The 15,609-nt window shown below is 39.6% G+C and carries 16 protein-coding genes; 10 read left to right on the forward strand and 6 right to left on the reverse strand.

Annotation, left to right across the window (positions count from 1 at the left end):
• Nucleotides 1–203: 203 nt before the first annotated feature.
• On the reverse strand, nt 204–830 hold the full coding sequence (locus HGD76_RS04050; protein ID WP_015078145.1) for a DUF3038 domain-containing protein: 627 nt from the start codon (nt 828–830) through the stop codon (nt 204–206).
• Between the two features lie 252 nt (nt 831–1,082).
• On the opposite strand from HGD76_RS04050, the gene HGD76_RS04055 reads away from it, so the two are divergent.
• The 3 genes from HGD76_RS04055 to HGD76_RS04065 all read left to right on the forward strand — a co-directional run bounded on the left by HGD76_RS04055 (nt 1,083) and on the right by HGD76_RS04065 (nt 3,032).
• Entirely contained in the window at nt 1,083–1,601 is a 519-nt protein-coding gene (locus HGD76_RS04055) for an adenine phosphoribosyltransferase (RefSeq protein ID WP_168695033.1), read from the forward strand.
• Nucleotides 1,602–1,638: 37 nt separating this feature from the next.
• Complete coding sequence (locus tag HGD76_RS04060) at nt 1,639–2,685, forward strand: ABC transporter permease (RefSeq protein WP_015078148.1); 1,047 nt, start codon at nt 1,639–1,641, stop codon at nt 2,683–2,685.
• 74 nt (nt 2,686–2,759) lie between these two features.
• Complete coding sequence (locus tag HGD76_RS04065; protein ID WP_015078149.1) at nt 2,760–3,032, forward strand: hypothetical protein; 273 nt, start codon at nt 2,760–2,762, stop codon at nt 3,030–3,032.
• 146 nt (nt 3,033–3,178) lie between these two features.
• On the opposite strand, the gene HGD76_RS04070 is transcribed toward HGD76_RS04065, so the two are convergent.
• A complete protein-coding gene (locus HGD76_RS04070; RefSeq protein WP_168695034.1) occupies nt 3,179–4,771 on the reverse strand; it encodes a S8 family serine peptidase in 1,593 nt (530 codons plus the stop codon).
• Between the two features lie 117 nt (nt 4,772–4,888).
• Here HGD76_RS04070 and rpe point away from each other — a divergent pair, with 117 nt between their 5' ends.
• The 5 genes from rpe (at nt 4,889) to moaA (ending at nt 8,313) form a co-directional block, all read left to right on the forward strand.
• The gene (rpe, locus tag HGD76_RS04075; protein ID WP_096670666.1) at nt 4,889–5,596 is read left to right on the forward strand and encodes a ribulose-phosphate 3-epimerase; all 708 of its coding nucleotides are present in this window, start codon (nt 4,889–4,891) and stop codon (nt 5,594–5,596) included.
• 330 nt (nt 5,597–5,926) lie between these two features.
• A complete protein-coding gene (locus HGD76_RS04080; RefSeq protein WP_168695035.1) occupies nt 5,927–6,289 on the forward strand; it encodes a hypothetical protein in 363 nt (120 codons plus the stop codon).
• Nucleotides 6,290–6,465: 176 nt separating this feature from the next.
• A complete protein-coding gene (locus HGD76_RS04085; protein ID WP_210967719.1) occupies nt 6,466–6,741 on the forward strand; it encodes a hypothetical protein in 276 nt (91 codons plus the stop codon).
• Between the two features lie 30 nt (nt 6,742–6,771).
• Nucleotides 6,772–7,248 carry a Uma2 family endonuclease gene (locus tag HGD76_RS04090; RefSeq protein ID WP_168695036.1) on the forward strand — a complete coding sequence of 159 codons (477 nt, stop codon included), beginning with the start codon at nt 6,772–6,774 and terminating at the stop codon, nt 7,246–7,248.
• Between the two features lie 78 nt (nt 7,249–7,326).
• A complete protein-coding gene (moaA, locus tag HGD76_RS04095) occupies nt 7,327–8,313 on the forward strand; it encodes a GTP 3',8-cyclase MoaA (RefSeq protein ID WP_168697360.1) in 987 nt (328 codons plus the stop codon).
• Between the two features lie 94 nt (nt 8,314–8,407).
• On the opposite strand, the gene rpsD is transcribed toward moaA, so the two are convergent.
• Nucleotides 8,408–9,016 (reverse strand): 30S ribosomal protein S4, encoded by a 609-nt coding sequence (gene rpsD / locus HGD76_RS04100; protein WP_027401392.1) that lies wholly within the window; start codon nt 9,014–9,016, stop codon nt 8,408–8,410.
• Nucleotides 9,017–9,279: 263 nt separating this feature from the next.
• Here rpsD and HGD76_RS04105 point away from each other — a divergent pair, with 263 nt between their 5' ends.
• The gene (locus tag HGD76_RS04105) at nt 9,280–9,816 is read left to right on the forward strand and encodes a hypothetical protein (RefSeq protein WP_168695037.1); all 537 of its coding nucleotides are present in this window, start codon (nt 9,280–9,282) and stop codon (nt 9,814–9,816) included.
• Nucleotides 9,817–9,911: 95 nt separating this feature from the next.
• Here the strand turns inward: HGD76_RS04105 and hetR are convergent, their stop codons facing one another.
• From hetR to HGD76_RS04120, 3 genes are all read right to left on the reverse strand, one after another.
• Entirely contained in the window at nt 9,912–10,811 is a 900-nt protein-coding gene (gene hetR, locus HGD76_RS04110) for a heterocyst differentiation master regulator HetR (RefSeq protein WP_168695038.1), read from the reverse strand.
• Between the two features lie 451 nt (nt 10,812–11,262).
• Nucleotides 11,263–13,500, reverse strand: coding sequence for a DMT family transporter (locus HGD76_RS04115; RefSeq protein WP_168695039.1), 2,238 nt, complete (start codon nt 13,498–13,500; stop codon nt 11,263–11,265).
• Between the two features lie 375 nt (nt 13,501–13,875).
• Nucleotides 13,876–15,120: an inorganic phosphate transporter gene (locus HGD76_RS04120; RefSeq protein ID WP_233467034.1), complete on the reverse strand. Its 1,245-nt coding sequence runs from the start codon at nt 15,118–15,120 to the stop codon at nt 13,876–13,878.
• A gap of 235 nt (nt 15,121–15,355) precedes the next feature.
• On the opposite strand from HGD76_RS04120, the gene HGD76_RS25780 reads away from it, so the two are divergent.
• Complete coding sequence (locus HGD76_RS25780; protein ID WP_267904325.1) at nt 15,356–15,490, forward strand: hypothetical protein; 135 nt, start codon at nt 15,356–15,358, stop codon at nt 15,488–15,490.
• Nucleotides 15,491–15,609: the final 119 nt, after the last annotated feature.

The following is a 15,609-nucleotide window of genomic DNA, read 5'->3' on the forward strand; positions in this document are numbered from 1 at the left end:
GCGCGGTCTTGGGGGTTTCCCCCATGAGCGACTGCTGAACCCCGAAGGGGCGTCGCATTCTCCGGTGTCTTGACTCAAATAACGGCTACCCTACCCTACGGGACGCTTCGCGAACGACTACGCTCAGGGTGGTCTGGTCAGTACAGCTTGCTTGATTACTCTTACAAGCTCAGTGGCTTTAGCCCTGAGTTACTGACTTCTATTTATTCTACCTCACCGTCAAAAAGAGAAATCCAGTACCGTTGCATTCCCGCTGTACCTGTACAAAATAGTAATTTTCCTAATAAGTCTATAGCTAGTTCATCTAATTTTTCATTAGAAGTTAATGCTAGGACACCGGAACGACGGGAATTCATCCGACTTTTAAAATGCGCTCTAAACCTTTCTAGGTAATTAGCTAATCTTAAATTTTGTTCTGGGGGAATCTGCTTCTCAGCCAATTGTTGATATATGGTTAGTAGTTGGCGGATCACAACTGTTAAGCGTCGAGAAATGTAGCAGGCAATAACTACTAACGCTTTGGCTTCTAAAATATCTAAAGGCCGGCGACTATGCGCTCTCCGCATGGGGTTAGATGCTCGCATCCGCCATAAGTTTACCCGATTTTTGATGATCCCTTGGAGGTCTAATTCTTCAGCAAAGGACAAAATGGCTTCAGAACCGCCTATTTCTAAGGCTTCAATGGCTAGTAACATCAAATCTATTTGCAATCTAGTTCTGGCTGGACATACCTGACCAGCGATCGCTGGATCTGGTAAAGTATCCAAAATCATGGGCATTCCCTGAGCTTTTGGGATGTTTAAAGATGTGACACTAGCAGAGACGTTCATTCTATCAAATACCTTATACGTTTCCAATAAACTGATTTACTTATCCGTCCACCGCTAATTGCTGGCGCGATATGGCAGTTCAATTATATACATTACTTAGTTTTTCTACCCAAATATTTGCATATACATTAAATTTTCAAATTCTTGGTGATCGTCAATGACATTATAGGGTAGGATTTGGCAGAGATTAGGAAAATTTTCGCTTCTTGCCCTTTGTTTCTTCATTGACCACTAACTACTTAGGTAAATAATATGGATTTAAGATCTCTGATTCGTGATATACCGGATTTTCCTAAGCCGGGAATTTTATTTCGAGATGTCACTACTCTATTAAGCGACCCGGACGGATTGCGTTATACTATTGATTTTTTAGCACAAAAATGTTCTGAAATTGAACTTCAAGTAGATTATATTATTGGTATGGAGTCAAGAGGGTTCATTTTTGGTGCGCCTGTTGCTTATAAATTAGGTGCTGGTTTTATTCCTGTTCGGAAAAAAGGGAAATTACCGGCAGCGGTTCACTCAATTGAATATCAACTAGAGTATGGTACAGATACATTAGAAGTACATCAAGATGCTTTAGTTCCAGGTAGCAAAGTTTTAATTGTGGATGATTTGATTGCTACTGGTGGTACTGCCAGTGCAACAGCTAAGTTGGTACAAAAGATTGACTGTGAACTGATAGGGTTTGGGTTTATCATCGAACTAATGGATTTGCAAGGACGGAAACATTTACCTGATGTCCCTATTATCTCACTGGTTCAATATTAGAAAACATAATTGACAACTGACTAATGACTAATGACTAATGACAAATACAAAAATTTCCTTGGATATAAGTCGAGACTGGCTAATTAGGCGAGTTACGGATGAAACTTTCATTTATGTGATAAAACGGCTTTTACAGGCGCTATTGACGATTTTTTTAGCGTCTGCTTTGTCATTTTTTATTATGAAGTTGTCTCCGGGAGATTATGTAGATACCCTGCGGCAAAATCCAAAAATTTCACCAGAACGGATTGAAGAAATTAGACGACAATTTGGTTTAGATAAATCTTGGCCACAACAGTTTGGATTTTGGTTAAAGCAAATTTTGACAAGGGGTGATTTTGGTACAAGTTTTGTTTATCAACGTTCTGTATCATCGCTGCTATGGGAACGAGTTCCAGCCACGTTGTTATTAGCGATCGCTTCTTTAATTATCACATGGGCGATCGCCATTCCTTTAGGTATTCTCGCTGCTGTGAAACAAAATCGCCGAACTGACCAAGTTTTACAGATAGTCAGTTATGCTGGTCAAGGTATTCCCAGTTTTATTACTGTCTTATTTCTACTATTCTTTGCTCAACTGACTACTCCACTTTTTCCGGTGGGTAATATGACCAGTATTAATCATGCAGACCTGACATGGTTAGGTAAAATTCTCGATATCGCTTGGCATTCAGTTTTACCACTAATTGCTTTAAGTATTACCAGTTTTGCGGGTTTGCAACGAATTATGCGTGGTCAATTATTGGATGTTTTACGCCAAGATTATATTCAAACTGCTCGCGCTAAAGGACTTCCAGAAAATCGGGTAATTTATGTTCATGCTTTGCGAAATGCTATTAATCCGTTAATTACTTTATTGGGTTTTGAATTAGCAGGTTTGTTAGGTGGTGCATTTATTACGGAGAATTTCTTTAACTGGCCAGGTTTAGGAAAGTTAACTTTACAAGCTGTTTTAGCTAAAGACCAATATTTGGTAATGGCGAGTTTAGTAATGAGTGCAGTATTATTGATTATTGGTAATTTAATTGCTGACTTAATTTTAAAAGCAGCAGATCCTCGAATTAAGTTAGAAGATTTGAATTAGTTAGTTGTCAGTTGTTAGTGGTCAGTGGTTAGTTGTCAGTGGTTAGTTGTTAGTTGTCAGTTGTTAGTTGTCAAATGGTTTATTATATTATTCGTTCAAGAACAGATGGTAAATATCTCACAGCCCGTGTTGATGATGCTACATCAGGATATTTATTATTATTTAAAGAAGATTTCGAGGCTTTGAGTTATCTCAATACTCATGCTGCTGATTTAGCCAGCCGGTTGACTGTAGAATCTCTTGCTAGTTCCCAAATAGGTAGTTTAATCAAACGTTGGAGTTTTGCTGGTGTAGGCATTGTTAATGATCCTTTATTACCAGAAGTTGAGTTTTTACAGCATATTTAAAGCATAAAAGATTTGGATTTAATGTAGGGGTAGCGCCCCCGTGTCTATCCCGGTATTTGGGGCAACCACAGGGGGTTGGCCCCCTACAAGATTAATTGGTTTAGGGATTTTTAAAATGTTCAATTAATTTTGCCCGACTACTTATATCACTTTTCACCTACAGTCCACCAGGACAAAGCATAAGGTTGAGTAGATTCATTTACCTGCTTCTTAAATTGCACCCGAATTTTATAATTCCCACTAGTAGGAACTGGACAAAAAATATGTTCGACACTATCAACTTCACTCACAGAATCACAAATCACAACTTCATTATTTTTCCCATTTTCCTTAACTAAATAAACATCAAGATTATTTAATCCTTTATCTATAAATGTTTCCCCTATATCATATTCCTGATTATTATTTTTATCATTTAACTCCACCAAACGATCCCAAATTAAAGTAATAGCCACAAAACTATTTTGTTTCAAACCTTTTTGTAGAGCATATTCCCTAGAAGAATTAGCATTAACAATACCATAATCCCAACCAATAGGCGGAACAGTTGCATTAGGTTTCCATTCACCACCATTCAATTGTTGATAAGCTCGAAAGGCATTTAAATGACCTGCTCCCATTTGAGCATCTAGGGGAATTTTAGGATTTTTATAAGCGTCCGTTGCTAACCAATCTTGATTTTGTTTATCAATTAAAGTCCTCGTCATTCCCAACCGTAAACCATCACCACTGTCCTTTATTTTGTCCGCCGAATTGAGTAATATTGCTTTCATGACTTGATGACGACGAGCATCAATAGTCCAATTTTGTTGTTTAGTTCGTAATTGTCTATCCACAAATTCCTGTAATAATGCCACAGTAGCCGTAACTTGTGGGGCTGCAAAACTCGTACCTGTAGATTTATTTAACTTACCATCAGGATTAAGTAAAGGAATATTAGTCCCAGGAGCAACTATATTAATTGCACTTCTCCCCCCAATATTAAATTCTTTCCCAGCTAAACGATTTTCTATACCTTGATTAATACTAGCCAAATTAGAAACGTGAACTTTATTAAAAATTCCCTCGCGTTCTGAGGAAAAAGCCACATTAATTGCGTTAAAATTATCTGTAGGAATGGGAATCCCGCCTTTGCCTTGATTGCCAGCAATTGAATATACAACATCATGAACCCGGCTAGACCAGTCAATACATAATGTTAGTAAAGCATTACCATCTAACATAGCTTCTGGTCGGGGATCACGATCTAAAGGTTCACCAAAACTAAAATTAATCGCCCGCACATCACCACCGTTTTGTAATGCAATGTGTTGTGCTGATAAACATTCCTCTGGTTGACCGATTTTTTTTGTAGATCCGACAGCAGAAGAATATAATCGAGCATTTGGTGCGACACCAGGAAAAGCCTTATCTTGACTCACCATGACACCAGAAACATTATAGGCATGAGGATCAACACCAACATTCGACTTGGCGGGAACATTGCGTGAAAACACTGCAAATGGAGATACAGCCCGATTTTTAGATACGGCTTTATCCCAGCCAAACATCCCCGGACGACCAATTTCCACTTGACCAATAGCAATTTTCCGCCCAGTCAAATTATAAGGAGCTTGATGTAGTTTCAGCGCATCAATGCCGTTAGCACCTAAAAAATTGGCAACCTTGACACCTGCAAAGACTGGTAAAGTCAAGCCAGAAAAACCTAAACTCCAAAAAAGTATCCAATTTTTGTGCATATTTTGAGGGAAGAGGGGGAAGTTTTCTGAAAAATTTGAGTTTTGAATTAATTTTTAATAATTTCTCCATATTTTGTTACGATACTTACAGACGAAGACGCTTAAAACCCACTAGCCATGACCCAAAATTCATCTCAAAAGCCTATAGTTATCGCTCCTTCTATCCTATCAGCAGATTTTAGCCGTCTGGGTGACGATATTCGCGCCGTAGACAAAGCGGGAGCAGATTGGATTCACGTTGATGTAATGGACGGACGTTTTGTTCCTAATATTACAATAGGTCCTCTGATTGTGGAGGCGATTCGTCCAGTTACAACCAAACCGCTGGATGTCCACTTGATGATTGTGGAACCAGAAAAGTATGTAGAAGGTTTTGCTAAAGCTGGTGCTGATATTATTTCTGTCCATGCAGAACATAACGCATCTCCTCATCTGCACCGCACTCTCGGACAAATCAGAGAACTCGGTAAAAAAGCTGGAGTTGTCCTTAATCCGGGTACACCTTTGGAGTTAATTGAATATGTCCTAGAATTGTGCGATTTAGTGCTAATTATGAGCGTTAACCCCGGTTTCGGTGGTCAAAGCTTTATTCCTAGCGTAGTTCCTAAAATCCGCAAGTTGCGTCAAATGTGCGATGAACGCGGTTTAGATCCTTGGATTGAAGTTGACGGGGGACTAAAGGCTAATAATACTTGGCAAGTTTTGGAGGCTGGCGCTAATGCTATTGTAGCAGGTTCGGCTGTGTTCAATGCTCCTGATTATGCTGAGGCAATTACCAATATCCGTAACAGTAAGCGTCCAACTCCAGAATTAGCGGCTGTTTAATTTAATACTTGTGATCAAGTAAGACTCAGATCCCCGACTTCTTTGAGAAGTCGGGGATTTATTTTTGTTTTATAAAATGTTGACAAACTTAAAATAGGTTGCTATTCTATATTACTATGGCTAACTATAAATATTTTTATTTGCAAATCACTCACGTTTAGAGTATACTATTCAAACGTGGGTGTAAAAGGCTTATTTTTCAACATCCATAAATTAAATGTCAGCATAAGCTCGCCAAAGCTTTGCTGACACCTGCTTTACTAGAACCTAACTGATGGTCTATATCAGTCACTCAATTTCTTTTTTGTTTAAAACAGAGGAGTCTATTTCATGATGCCACAAAATACCGAATATTTGCAACCACTTCATTTTGAAGTTTCAGTTTCAGCAAATGTAAAACTCACACTCAAGGTAGACTTGAGACTCATTAACCAAGCACTTCCCAAAAAATCTCTCACTGTTACAGAGATAGCCTACCATCTTAGTCAAAGGACTGGAGATAAATGGACTCCTCACCGTGTTAATGAAATGCTGGAAGATATGAATTACCAGCACAAGCATTATTGGCAATGGGAACCCACTATTAAAGGTAAGCAGTTTGCAGACTTCAGTAGTCGAGTTCTCAAATGGAGTCCAGAAGTCATCAACTTAATCTTGAAACAACAACCTCAACAGTTGCGGTTAGCTGTCTAAAGCATATTTTTGAAGCTTGATTTCAGTTCATATTCTCCCTTATGAGACTTACCATTTGCGTGAGTCTCTAATGGGGATATATTGACACACGCTTAATTATCACCCCTAGTCCGTAGGGTGGGTTAAGCGCATTTATGCTAAAATGCCATTACTGTACTCTGTAAGGAGTTTTCTGTATGGCTAACGTTACTTACGATGAAATTTTTAGAGCAGTATTAACTTTACCTCCTCTATACAGAGCGATGCTTGCTGAACATCTTCTCAAAAGTCTGGATGAAAAGGAGCAAATTCAACTGGCCACACAGTTATTGCAATGGGTAGAAGTAAAGATTAATAAAGAACCTCAGTCTATGCCAAATAAAGGATTACGACAGCCAGGACTCGGTTTAGGTTCTTGTATATTCAATGATGACTTTGATTGTTTTATTCCTTTAAAAAATCCGTTAAGATAATATTGTTCTGATCACTCTAGGTAAATGACTATGAGATGGGAAGAAGTTTGTGAACATAAACAATTACAAGATTTACCCTTCAAGATTGAATTGAATAAATGGGGGCAAATCATCATGAGTCCTGTAAAAATTAAACACTCTTTTTATCAAGGAAGAATCCAACGTCTATTAGAATCTTTATTGAAAACTGGTGAAGTCATGCCAGAATGTGCAATTAATACATCAGATGGCGTTAAAGTTGCTGATGTAGTTTGGTGTTCAGACCAAAGATTTGATCAAATTCAAGATGAAATATCAGCTTCTATAGCCCCAGAAATTTGTATAGAAGTTAAATCCACTGGTAATACCTTTGAGGAAATGGAATTTAAGAAAAAATTATATTTAGAATCTCAAGCCATTGAAGTATGGTTATGTAATGAACAAGGTCAAATAAAATTCTATAATGAACAAGGTGAACTATCACAATCTTTGTTAGTTCCTGACTTTCCTAAGCAAATTAAACGATAATTTCACTAGAAGTTATCGGCATAGTTACCAAAAAAACATAGTTAGAGATAACCCTTAAATATGACAACCAGCGCAACTATAAACAAAGTGGACTACCTCCGCATCAGTTTAATTGATCGCTGCAACTTTCGTTGTCAATACTGTATGCCAGAAGGCGCAGAACTGGACTATATTGTCAAACAGCAATTATTAACTGATGAAGAACTGCTTACCCTCATTCAAGAAGTATTTATCCCCGTCGGATTTACCCGCTTTCGCTTAACCGGTGGAGAACCTTTACTCCGTCCCCATATAGTTGATTTAGTCGCCAAAATTGCTCATCTTCCCCAAACCGAAGATTTAGCAATGACTACAAACGGGTTTTTACTCGCTCCTATTGCTCAAAATCTCTATAATGCAGGTTTACGAAGAATTAATATTAGTTTAGATTCTTTAGATTCACATATATTTGAAGAAATTATCGGTAATCATGGACGTGGACGCTGGCAACAAGTATGGCAAGGTATTCAAATCGCGTATAATGTGGGATTTGACCCATTAAAATTAAATGTAGTCGTCATTCCCGGCGTTAATGACCATGAAATTTTAGATTTAGCAGCTTTAACCATTGATAAACAATGGCACGTCCGATTTATTGAATTTATGCCCATTGGCAACGGAGACTTATTCAGCGATCGCGGTTGGGTATCTTCCGCAAATTTACGTCAATCCATCCGTGAGCGTTGGGGCTTGACAGAATCCCAAGTTTGTGGTAATGGACCGGCTGATGTATTTCAAATTCCTGGGGCTAAAGGCACAATAGGATTTATTAGCCAAATGTCAGAATGTTTTTGCGATCGCTGTAACCGGATGCGTCTGAGCGCCGATGGTTGGCTACGTCCCTGCTTATTAAACGAAACAGGTCAAATTGATTTAAAAACCGCCTTACGTGCTGGTATTAGCACCACCGATTTACAAGCACAAGTCAGACAAATATTAAATATCAAATCAGAAATAAACTTTAAGCAACGCGACCCTGGTACTGTCGGCACTTACACCCGTACCATGTCGCAGATTGGCGGTTAGTCAACTAAGCGAATTTTAGATTTTAGATTTTGGATTGTAGATTCAAAGAAAACAATTCCAATCTAAAATCGTAAATCCAAAATCCAAAATTGTCCTACGCTTGACGTGAGTAGTATTCCACCACAAGTAGTTCATTAACTTGTAGAGCTACCCATTCCCGTTCAATCACACTATTGACCTTACCAGACAACTTAGTTTTATCAAACTCTAGATGACTAGGAAGGTTAGCTAAACCGGGATATTGCAAGTTAGCTTCCACCAACTTCTTAGAAGCTTCTCTGTTTCTCACAGCGACTTCTTCACCAGGACGGCATTGATAGCTGGCAATATTTACTGGTTTGCCATTAACAGTTACATGACCGTGATTTACCAATTGACGGGCGGCTGGAATTGTGGGAGCCATACCCATGCGGAAAACCGTATTATCCAGGCGCATTTCTAACAATTGTAGCAACACCTGTCCAGTAGAACCAGCAACTCGTCTGGCTTTACGAACATAACGGAGCATTTGTTTTTCAGTTAAACCGTAGTTCATGCGGAGTTTTTGCTTTTCCTCTAAACGGATAGCATACTCAGAGCGCTTCTTACGGTTTTGACCATGTTGTCCGGGGGGATAAGCACGTCTAGCACTCTTCCGAGTTAAGCCTGGTAATTCGCCTAAACGACGGACAATTCTGAGGCGGGGTCCTCTATATCGGGACATGAGTTTCCTTAATTTAATCCTTCTAAAATTTTATTCAGACCTACCATTATGGCATAGTTCCCAAAAGCATAGACATTTTATAGCTAAATTGCCTTTTATTTACCGCTAATATTCAGAGAAATCAATCCTTTGAATTCACCAATTTTCGGTGGATTTCTGGGGAAAAGCACCGACATTCCTGGATGGTAGAAGATTGGGACTAAGTTCTACGGTAGCATAACCTTGGTGGAATCGAAAACGGTTATCTTAAAAAGCGAAAAAAAATGAGTAACTTTGGGAACAAACAAACCAATTATTTCTTCAGAGGATTTACAGCATCATTGATAACTATAGGTGGATTACTAGCCAGTAGTTTGCCTACTATGGCTGTTACCGATTCCTACGAAAATGACTATCGGGTTTGTGCTGCTCAACTTTTGAGCGTGGGTATCACAGCTAAACCGGCATCTCAAAGTTGTGCCGCTGCACTCCAACCACGAGAGTTATCCTCATGTGTAGCAAAAATTCATAAGCTTACACAAATCACACCTGTGGATGCCCTTTCTTCCTGTCGTCAGGCTCGTATTCCACAGGATCTAGCAACCTGTGTAGTTAGCATTAGTAAAAGTTATCAGGGTTCAGAAAATTCAGCTACTTTAACATCCTGTGGTCGCAGTTTGTTACCAGTAACCTTTGCTAATTGTGTAGTTGGTTTACGTCGAGAAATTGATTTAAGTCCTACTCAAGCATTAAAAACTTGTATTGATGCCAGTGAAGGATCTAGCGGTTTTGGTGCTACGTCTACAAAGCCTAAGCCATAGACTTGCGCCTTGACCCTCAACTCCCATGAGTAAATAGATTCATAACGGTAGGGCTGGTAAGTATGCCACCCTACCCAACATAAAAATTTTGTTTTCTATTCATCTTTATTACCAACAACCATTTGTAAGATCATCGGTATTCCGCCTTCTTGGTGATATTTATCTCCCCAAGAACGAATGATTTCGTCTAGTTCCTCCATTGCTGGCTCAATCCAATCCGGCGGAATATCCAGTTCTTCCACAGCCCGCATCGTGTTTGGTTTACGCTCTGCCCAATATTTCATCATCCGGAAATACCGAGCCGTATCCTCTACCATTGTGTACGTGCGCTCTTGATCATCGGCTGGAGCATAGAACGGACGAGTGAGAGCATAAAAGGGCACTCCCCAGGGACAATCAATGCGTGTTACCGTTCCTGAATACAATAGCCGACGCTTGATGTGTTCCGCTAATGCTTCACTCAATGGCATCTGATGATTAGCAGGTAATTCTTCCTGCGATCGCTTATGGAGAAAGTCAATTAACTCCATAAATTCAAATGAGGTAACTAACTTGGCATCAGGAAGATTGTCTGGCAGCTTTTGCTCAATTTGTTTTTTCTCTTCACTGGTCAAATTCGTACCGGGGACGCGGGATCTTCCCGGTATCCAAGGATATTTTTCCATCCAGACATAGGGAAGTTGAATCAGATAGCGCGGTTCTTGGGAACCCAGCATTTTGAGAAGTTTGCCTTCAGTTAAAGCCAGTCTTACTTCTTCAACAATGATTTTCACTCGTTTCGGCTCAAGGTGGTGCAAATGCCCAGTCATTCTCAGGTTTTGCCCCTGCTCTAGATAGGTCATGTAAATTGCACACTTGGCTGCTGTTGCGGCTGCATCTAGAAATGCTCCATGCCTGTGGCCACTTGTCCGCATGGCACTAAAGGCAAGATAAAGCATGATCTGATCCATCGCACTAGGTCCAAGACGCTTGATCAGATCGATGTCGTTGGTCATATTCTACAGACGGATAAATGGCTTGTTTACAGGTGTGATATTCAAATCAAACTACGAATTATACACCCAGTTGGATACAAATATTTTTAATCTAAACCTAAAATTACTGTTTGACTCGGGAATTTTTAGGTGATAAATGTTGGGGGTGTAAATTGGCAGTTTCTCTCGTCAGACTAACTAACCCCCTCCCCTGGTATGACTCGAAGACTTTAGATACTCAGGGTGTTGGGATACAGGGGTATAGAGTAAGCAGGAGGAACGGCAGATGATTTGCATTTTGTATCTATCAAACCATTATAACTGCCTATTTCTGAAATATCTAGATATTTTTCTAAGAATTTTTCTGGAAATTTATTGCGGAGAAGTTTTAATACCACTTATGGCTGGTTAAAAAATTTTACTGATAAAAATCCAGACAACTGAAAGTCACGACTCCCCCTACCTCCCCCACTCATTTACTAGGTTGTAGCTGATTAGGTGTTTTTTTCAAGCTAATACTTGCTGCACCTACCGTAACCAAGATAACTCCGATCACTTGGGCAATATTTAGGGATTCTTGTAGCATTACCCCAGCGAAAATTACAGTTAAAATTGGGACTGTAGCTCCAATTAAAGAGGATACAGGAGTGCCTAGGTTACGAATGCCAAAATTATTGAATAAGTAACCGCACAAAGTCAAAACACCTAATATAAAAGCACTTAACACCAATTCCAGGATATTCGATGAGCTAATTGCTAAACCTAAATTACTGGGTAAAGGGATGATTAAGCAAATAAAACTTAATAACAACATGGTAGTGAAGTTAATTGAAGTCAAAGATACTGGATGTAGTTTGAGTTTAGTAGCGCATATTCTCGTCAGAATAACATAAATTGCAAATGCTATCCCGGACAGAATGGCCGTGGTGCTTCCTAGTGAGGTATTATTCACCCCTCCAGACTGACTGCCTAAAACTAATAATTCACCACAAAAAATTGCTGCCATTGCCCCTGTTACCATTAAATTGGGACGTTCCTGAAATAGAAACCAGGATAGGAACACACTCATCACTGGATAGATAAAGAAGAGGGCGATCGCCATTCCCGTTGTGACTTCACCGATAGCAATGTAAATAAATACCTGGGATAAAAATAATAAACAACCGCTAATTACTGACAAAAATAAGGCCTGTTTAGTTTTGTTCTGAACAGGGGTTGCATTTGCCCGTAATGAAGCAAATAAATTTTCTAGCTCTTGCCAAATAGGAGGATGTAATATCGGCGATAAAAGTAACATTAATGGTACAACCACTAATAAGCGTAGCATCAAAATTAAGAAAATATTCCCCAATGTGGGAAAGATTAACTGTTGGGTTGGCAATCCGCCCAAGGGGTTAGAAGCTGTAAAGAAAATTGCTTTAATTGCTACATTATAAAGAGACGAAACCACTGTAGACAAACAGATCAAGAGGAAACCTATTTGCAACTGTGACCAGTTGGGAGAGGTGCGGGATCTTTGTTGTCTAGGAGTTGCTGGTTGCTGAGGAGTTGCTGGTTGTTTAGGCGTTGTTTTTTGTTTAGATGTTGTTTCGCGCCTTAATTTTGGTGTTGGCGGTCGTCCTGTTGATAAATTAGGAGTTAAAACAGAAACTGGTTCAGGTTTTGTCTCTCCTAATGATGGTGCTGTTAATACTTTAGAAGTCAAAACAGCACTAAGTTCAGAGTTTTTGTCTTCCAGTGATGTATCTGGATTTACGAAAGAACTGGGTTCAGGGGTTTTATTTTCTGGTATTGCTGGTAAATCTGGATTTACGAAAGAACTGGGTTCAGGGGTTTTATTTTCTGGTATTGCTGGTAAATCTGGATTTACGAAAGAACTGGGTTTAGGGCTTTTCTCTGTTGGTGAAGATAATATAACCGCATTGGCTGCTGATGTAGAATCACCCTGTGGGGATTGGTGAGGAATTAAAGTAACTGGTTCGACAATGATTTTTTGTGAGGATTTTTCCCCATTTCCATTTTGATGAGTTATGGCTTCACCACGCAGACTATCAGCTAGTTGTAAAACTGTGGGTGGGCCCCCTGTTATTAACTTGAGAGAGTTTGCATCTCGATTTTTTTCTACTTCACTGCGGAGACGATTTACAAATTCTGCTAATATTGCTTCCCCTTGCTGTTGTTGGCTATACATCCGTGATAACTGTTGGGAAAGATCACCTTGATAGTTTTTGAGTTCTTGTAATAGGGAATTAAAGGCAATAGTGACCTTATCATCCAGACTGTCTAGCATATTAGTGACATTCTGTCCGATTTCATTAACTGTATTATTATTTATTTGAGCATTTTGCAACGTGACTAGATCAGAGGGATTATATTCTACGGCTTGAGTAGCTAAAGTTTTTAGTGAGGATTGTAATTGGGAAGATATGTGTTTGGCTAAAACTTCTGCTAATTGACGGATTAATACTTGCTGTTCCGTAATTTGCCGTGATTGTTGTAACTGTTCTTTTTCCTCAATTAACTTTTGAATATCGGTAGATAGTCTGGTTTTTTCAATTTCTAAGCGTTTTACGTCTTCCTGTAACGACCTCAATAGATTTTGTTGAAGATTTTCTAAATCCTCAACTACATCCCATAGGGCATTTTCTGCGGCTCTGGATAGCTCACCTCTAATGCGTGGGTTTTCTGGTCGCTTCTCAAATCGCCCCATCAGTTTCTAGCCTCTAACACCTTGATGATTAAGTTGCTGCCCCGGATACCAGACCAACATCTGTATTAAGTTTCCTTGAGAAAAGACAGGAAACTGAACAATTTCACTGAACTTATAAATTTAATTAACTTATTACAAGATTATTATCTATCATTTTTTTCAGGAATGATAGTGATGAAAGTCTTACAAATGAATACCTAACTACAAGCATCAAATCAGTGCGGAATACCTATTGATTGATAGTTGCCATTGATTTTGCCTTTGGAACGAGGGGTCAGCCTATCGCCTTAACATCAGTCTTGTTGTTCTCGAAGAGCAAAAAGCTGTTAACTGGGTAGGAAGCCTATACTTACCCGCAAGGGAAGTGTAGGTAGTTCACTGCCAGAAAATTGCCATGAGGGTAAAAATAGTGGCACTCAGGGCGGCACTGATGGGGACTGTAATTAACCAGGCCGCAGCGATATTTTGGATAGTAGCAAATTTTATTGATTTAATGTTCTGTACCAGTCCAATACCCACAACTCCACCGACAAGGGCGTGGGAGGTGGAAACGGGTAAACCTAAGCGGGAAGCTATTAAGATGGTGATGGCTGTGGCCAGTTCGGCACAAAATCCGCCACTAGGTTCTAAGGAAATAATATTTTCGCCGATGGTAGCGATAACTTTTTTACCCCAAACTGCTAAACCTGCGACAATCCCCATCGCACCGAGAACTAGAATCCAGAGGGGAATGGTGAGTTGATCACTGGGGACTTTACCTTGTTGATTAATGTAGGAAATTACTGCTAGGGGGGCGATCGCATTACCAACATCATTAGAACCATGAGCAAAGGCCACGAAACAAGCACTCAAAACTTGAAATTTCGCAAATAAACCTTGAATTTTATTGTCAATTTGACTATTTGCCAATTGTCGCCAACTGATCAAAGTCAGGGACAATACGGCGATTCCCCCTGTAAATAGGGTAATGTCGTGAGCAGGAATATTAAATTTTCCCTCTGTGAGTAAGAACTGGCTCAGAGGTTGAGTGATTGTCGGAAGAACGATAATTCCAAATACACTCAATAGCAATGTACTTAACCAGGGAATCCATTCCTGTAACTGGGATAGGGGCTGGGGTTGGTTAAAAATCCAGTGTTGAATTAGACTATAAAACCCAGCGGCGATCGCGCCACTAATTATTGGTGTTAAAATCCAGCCAATGGTAATTAAACCAATGGATGACCAATCTATTGCTTCTATTCCTAAAGCTACCCAACTAAAGCCAGCGATCGCTCCCACAATGGCATGAGACGAAGACACAGGTAAACCCCTAGCTGTAGCAATTTGTAGCCATATCCCAGCCGTTAGCAGTACCGCTATCATTCCCATCACTAAAGTTTGTGGTGTCGTCACAAATAAGGCTGGATTAGCGATTTTCGTGCCAAGGGTAGATGTTACCTCTTGTCCAAACAAGACAGCGCCCAGAAACTCTAACACCCCAGCAATAATGATTGCCTGTTTGAGTGTAATAGCCCCAGAACCCACAGAAGTTCCCATCGCATTAGCAACATCATTTGCACCCAAATTCCAGGCGACGTAGAAGGCTAGGAGGGCGACTGTCGTGGTTCGTATGTCCATAAAATAAACCATTCACACCTATTAACAGGTAAAAATTGTGATGAATGATTTACATTTTCCATTTTTTTGGCTGTAAAAATTCGGACGAGCTAGTGAACTCGACAGAATGCTTCACAAAACTTAACTTTTTTTCAGAAAATAGGTGGAAAACCCTGAACAATAATTACTGGGATTTTGCTTTTGAAACCCGTGAAGACAAAGTTTAGAAACTTGATTTATTAATCACTTTAGCGAAATGTCTCTTCTCAAATCCCAACTGATAGCTTTTAACCATATTCCCCAAGGACAACTCCGAGTCATAGATGTTGCTTGTGGTAGTGGACAAAAACTAAAGTTAATGAGAGAAACTTTATCTAAAGTGATGAGTTGACAAATTTAACCAAAAGTTTGCTTTTTCCTGAAATCCGGTGATTATTTCTACCTCTTAACGCCCAAATATTAAACCATGACTGTGATCAGAAGCGATTGTGAAGGGCGAGGTTGGTACGT

It is taken from the genome of Dolichospermum flos-aquae CCAP 1403/13F (assembly GCF_012516395.1).
Lineage (GTDB): Bacteria > Cyanobacteriota > Cyanobacteriia > Cyanobacteriales > Nostocaceae > Dolichospermum > Dolichospermum lemmermannii.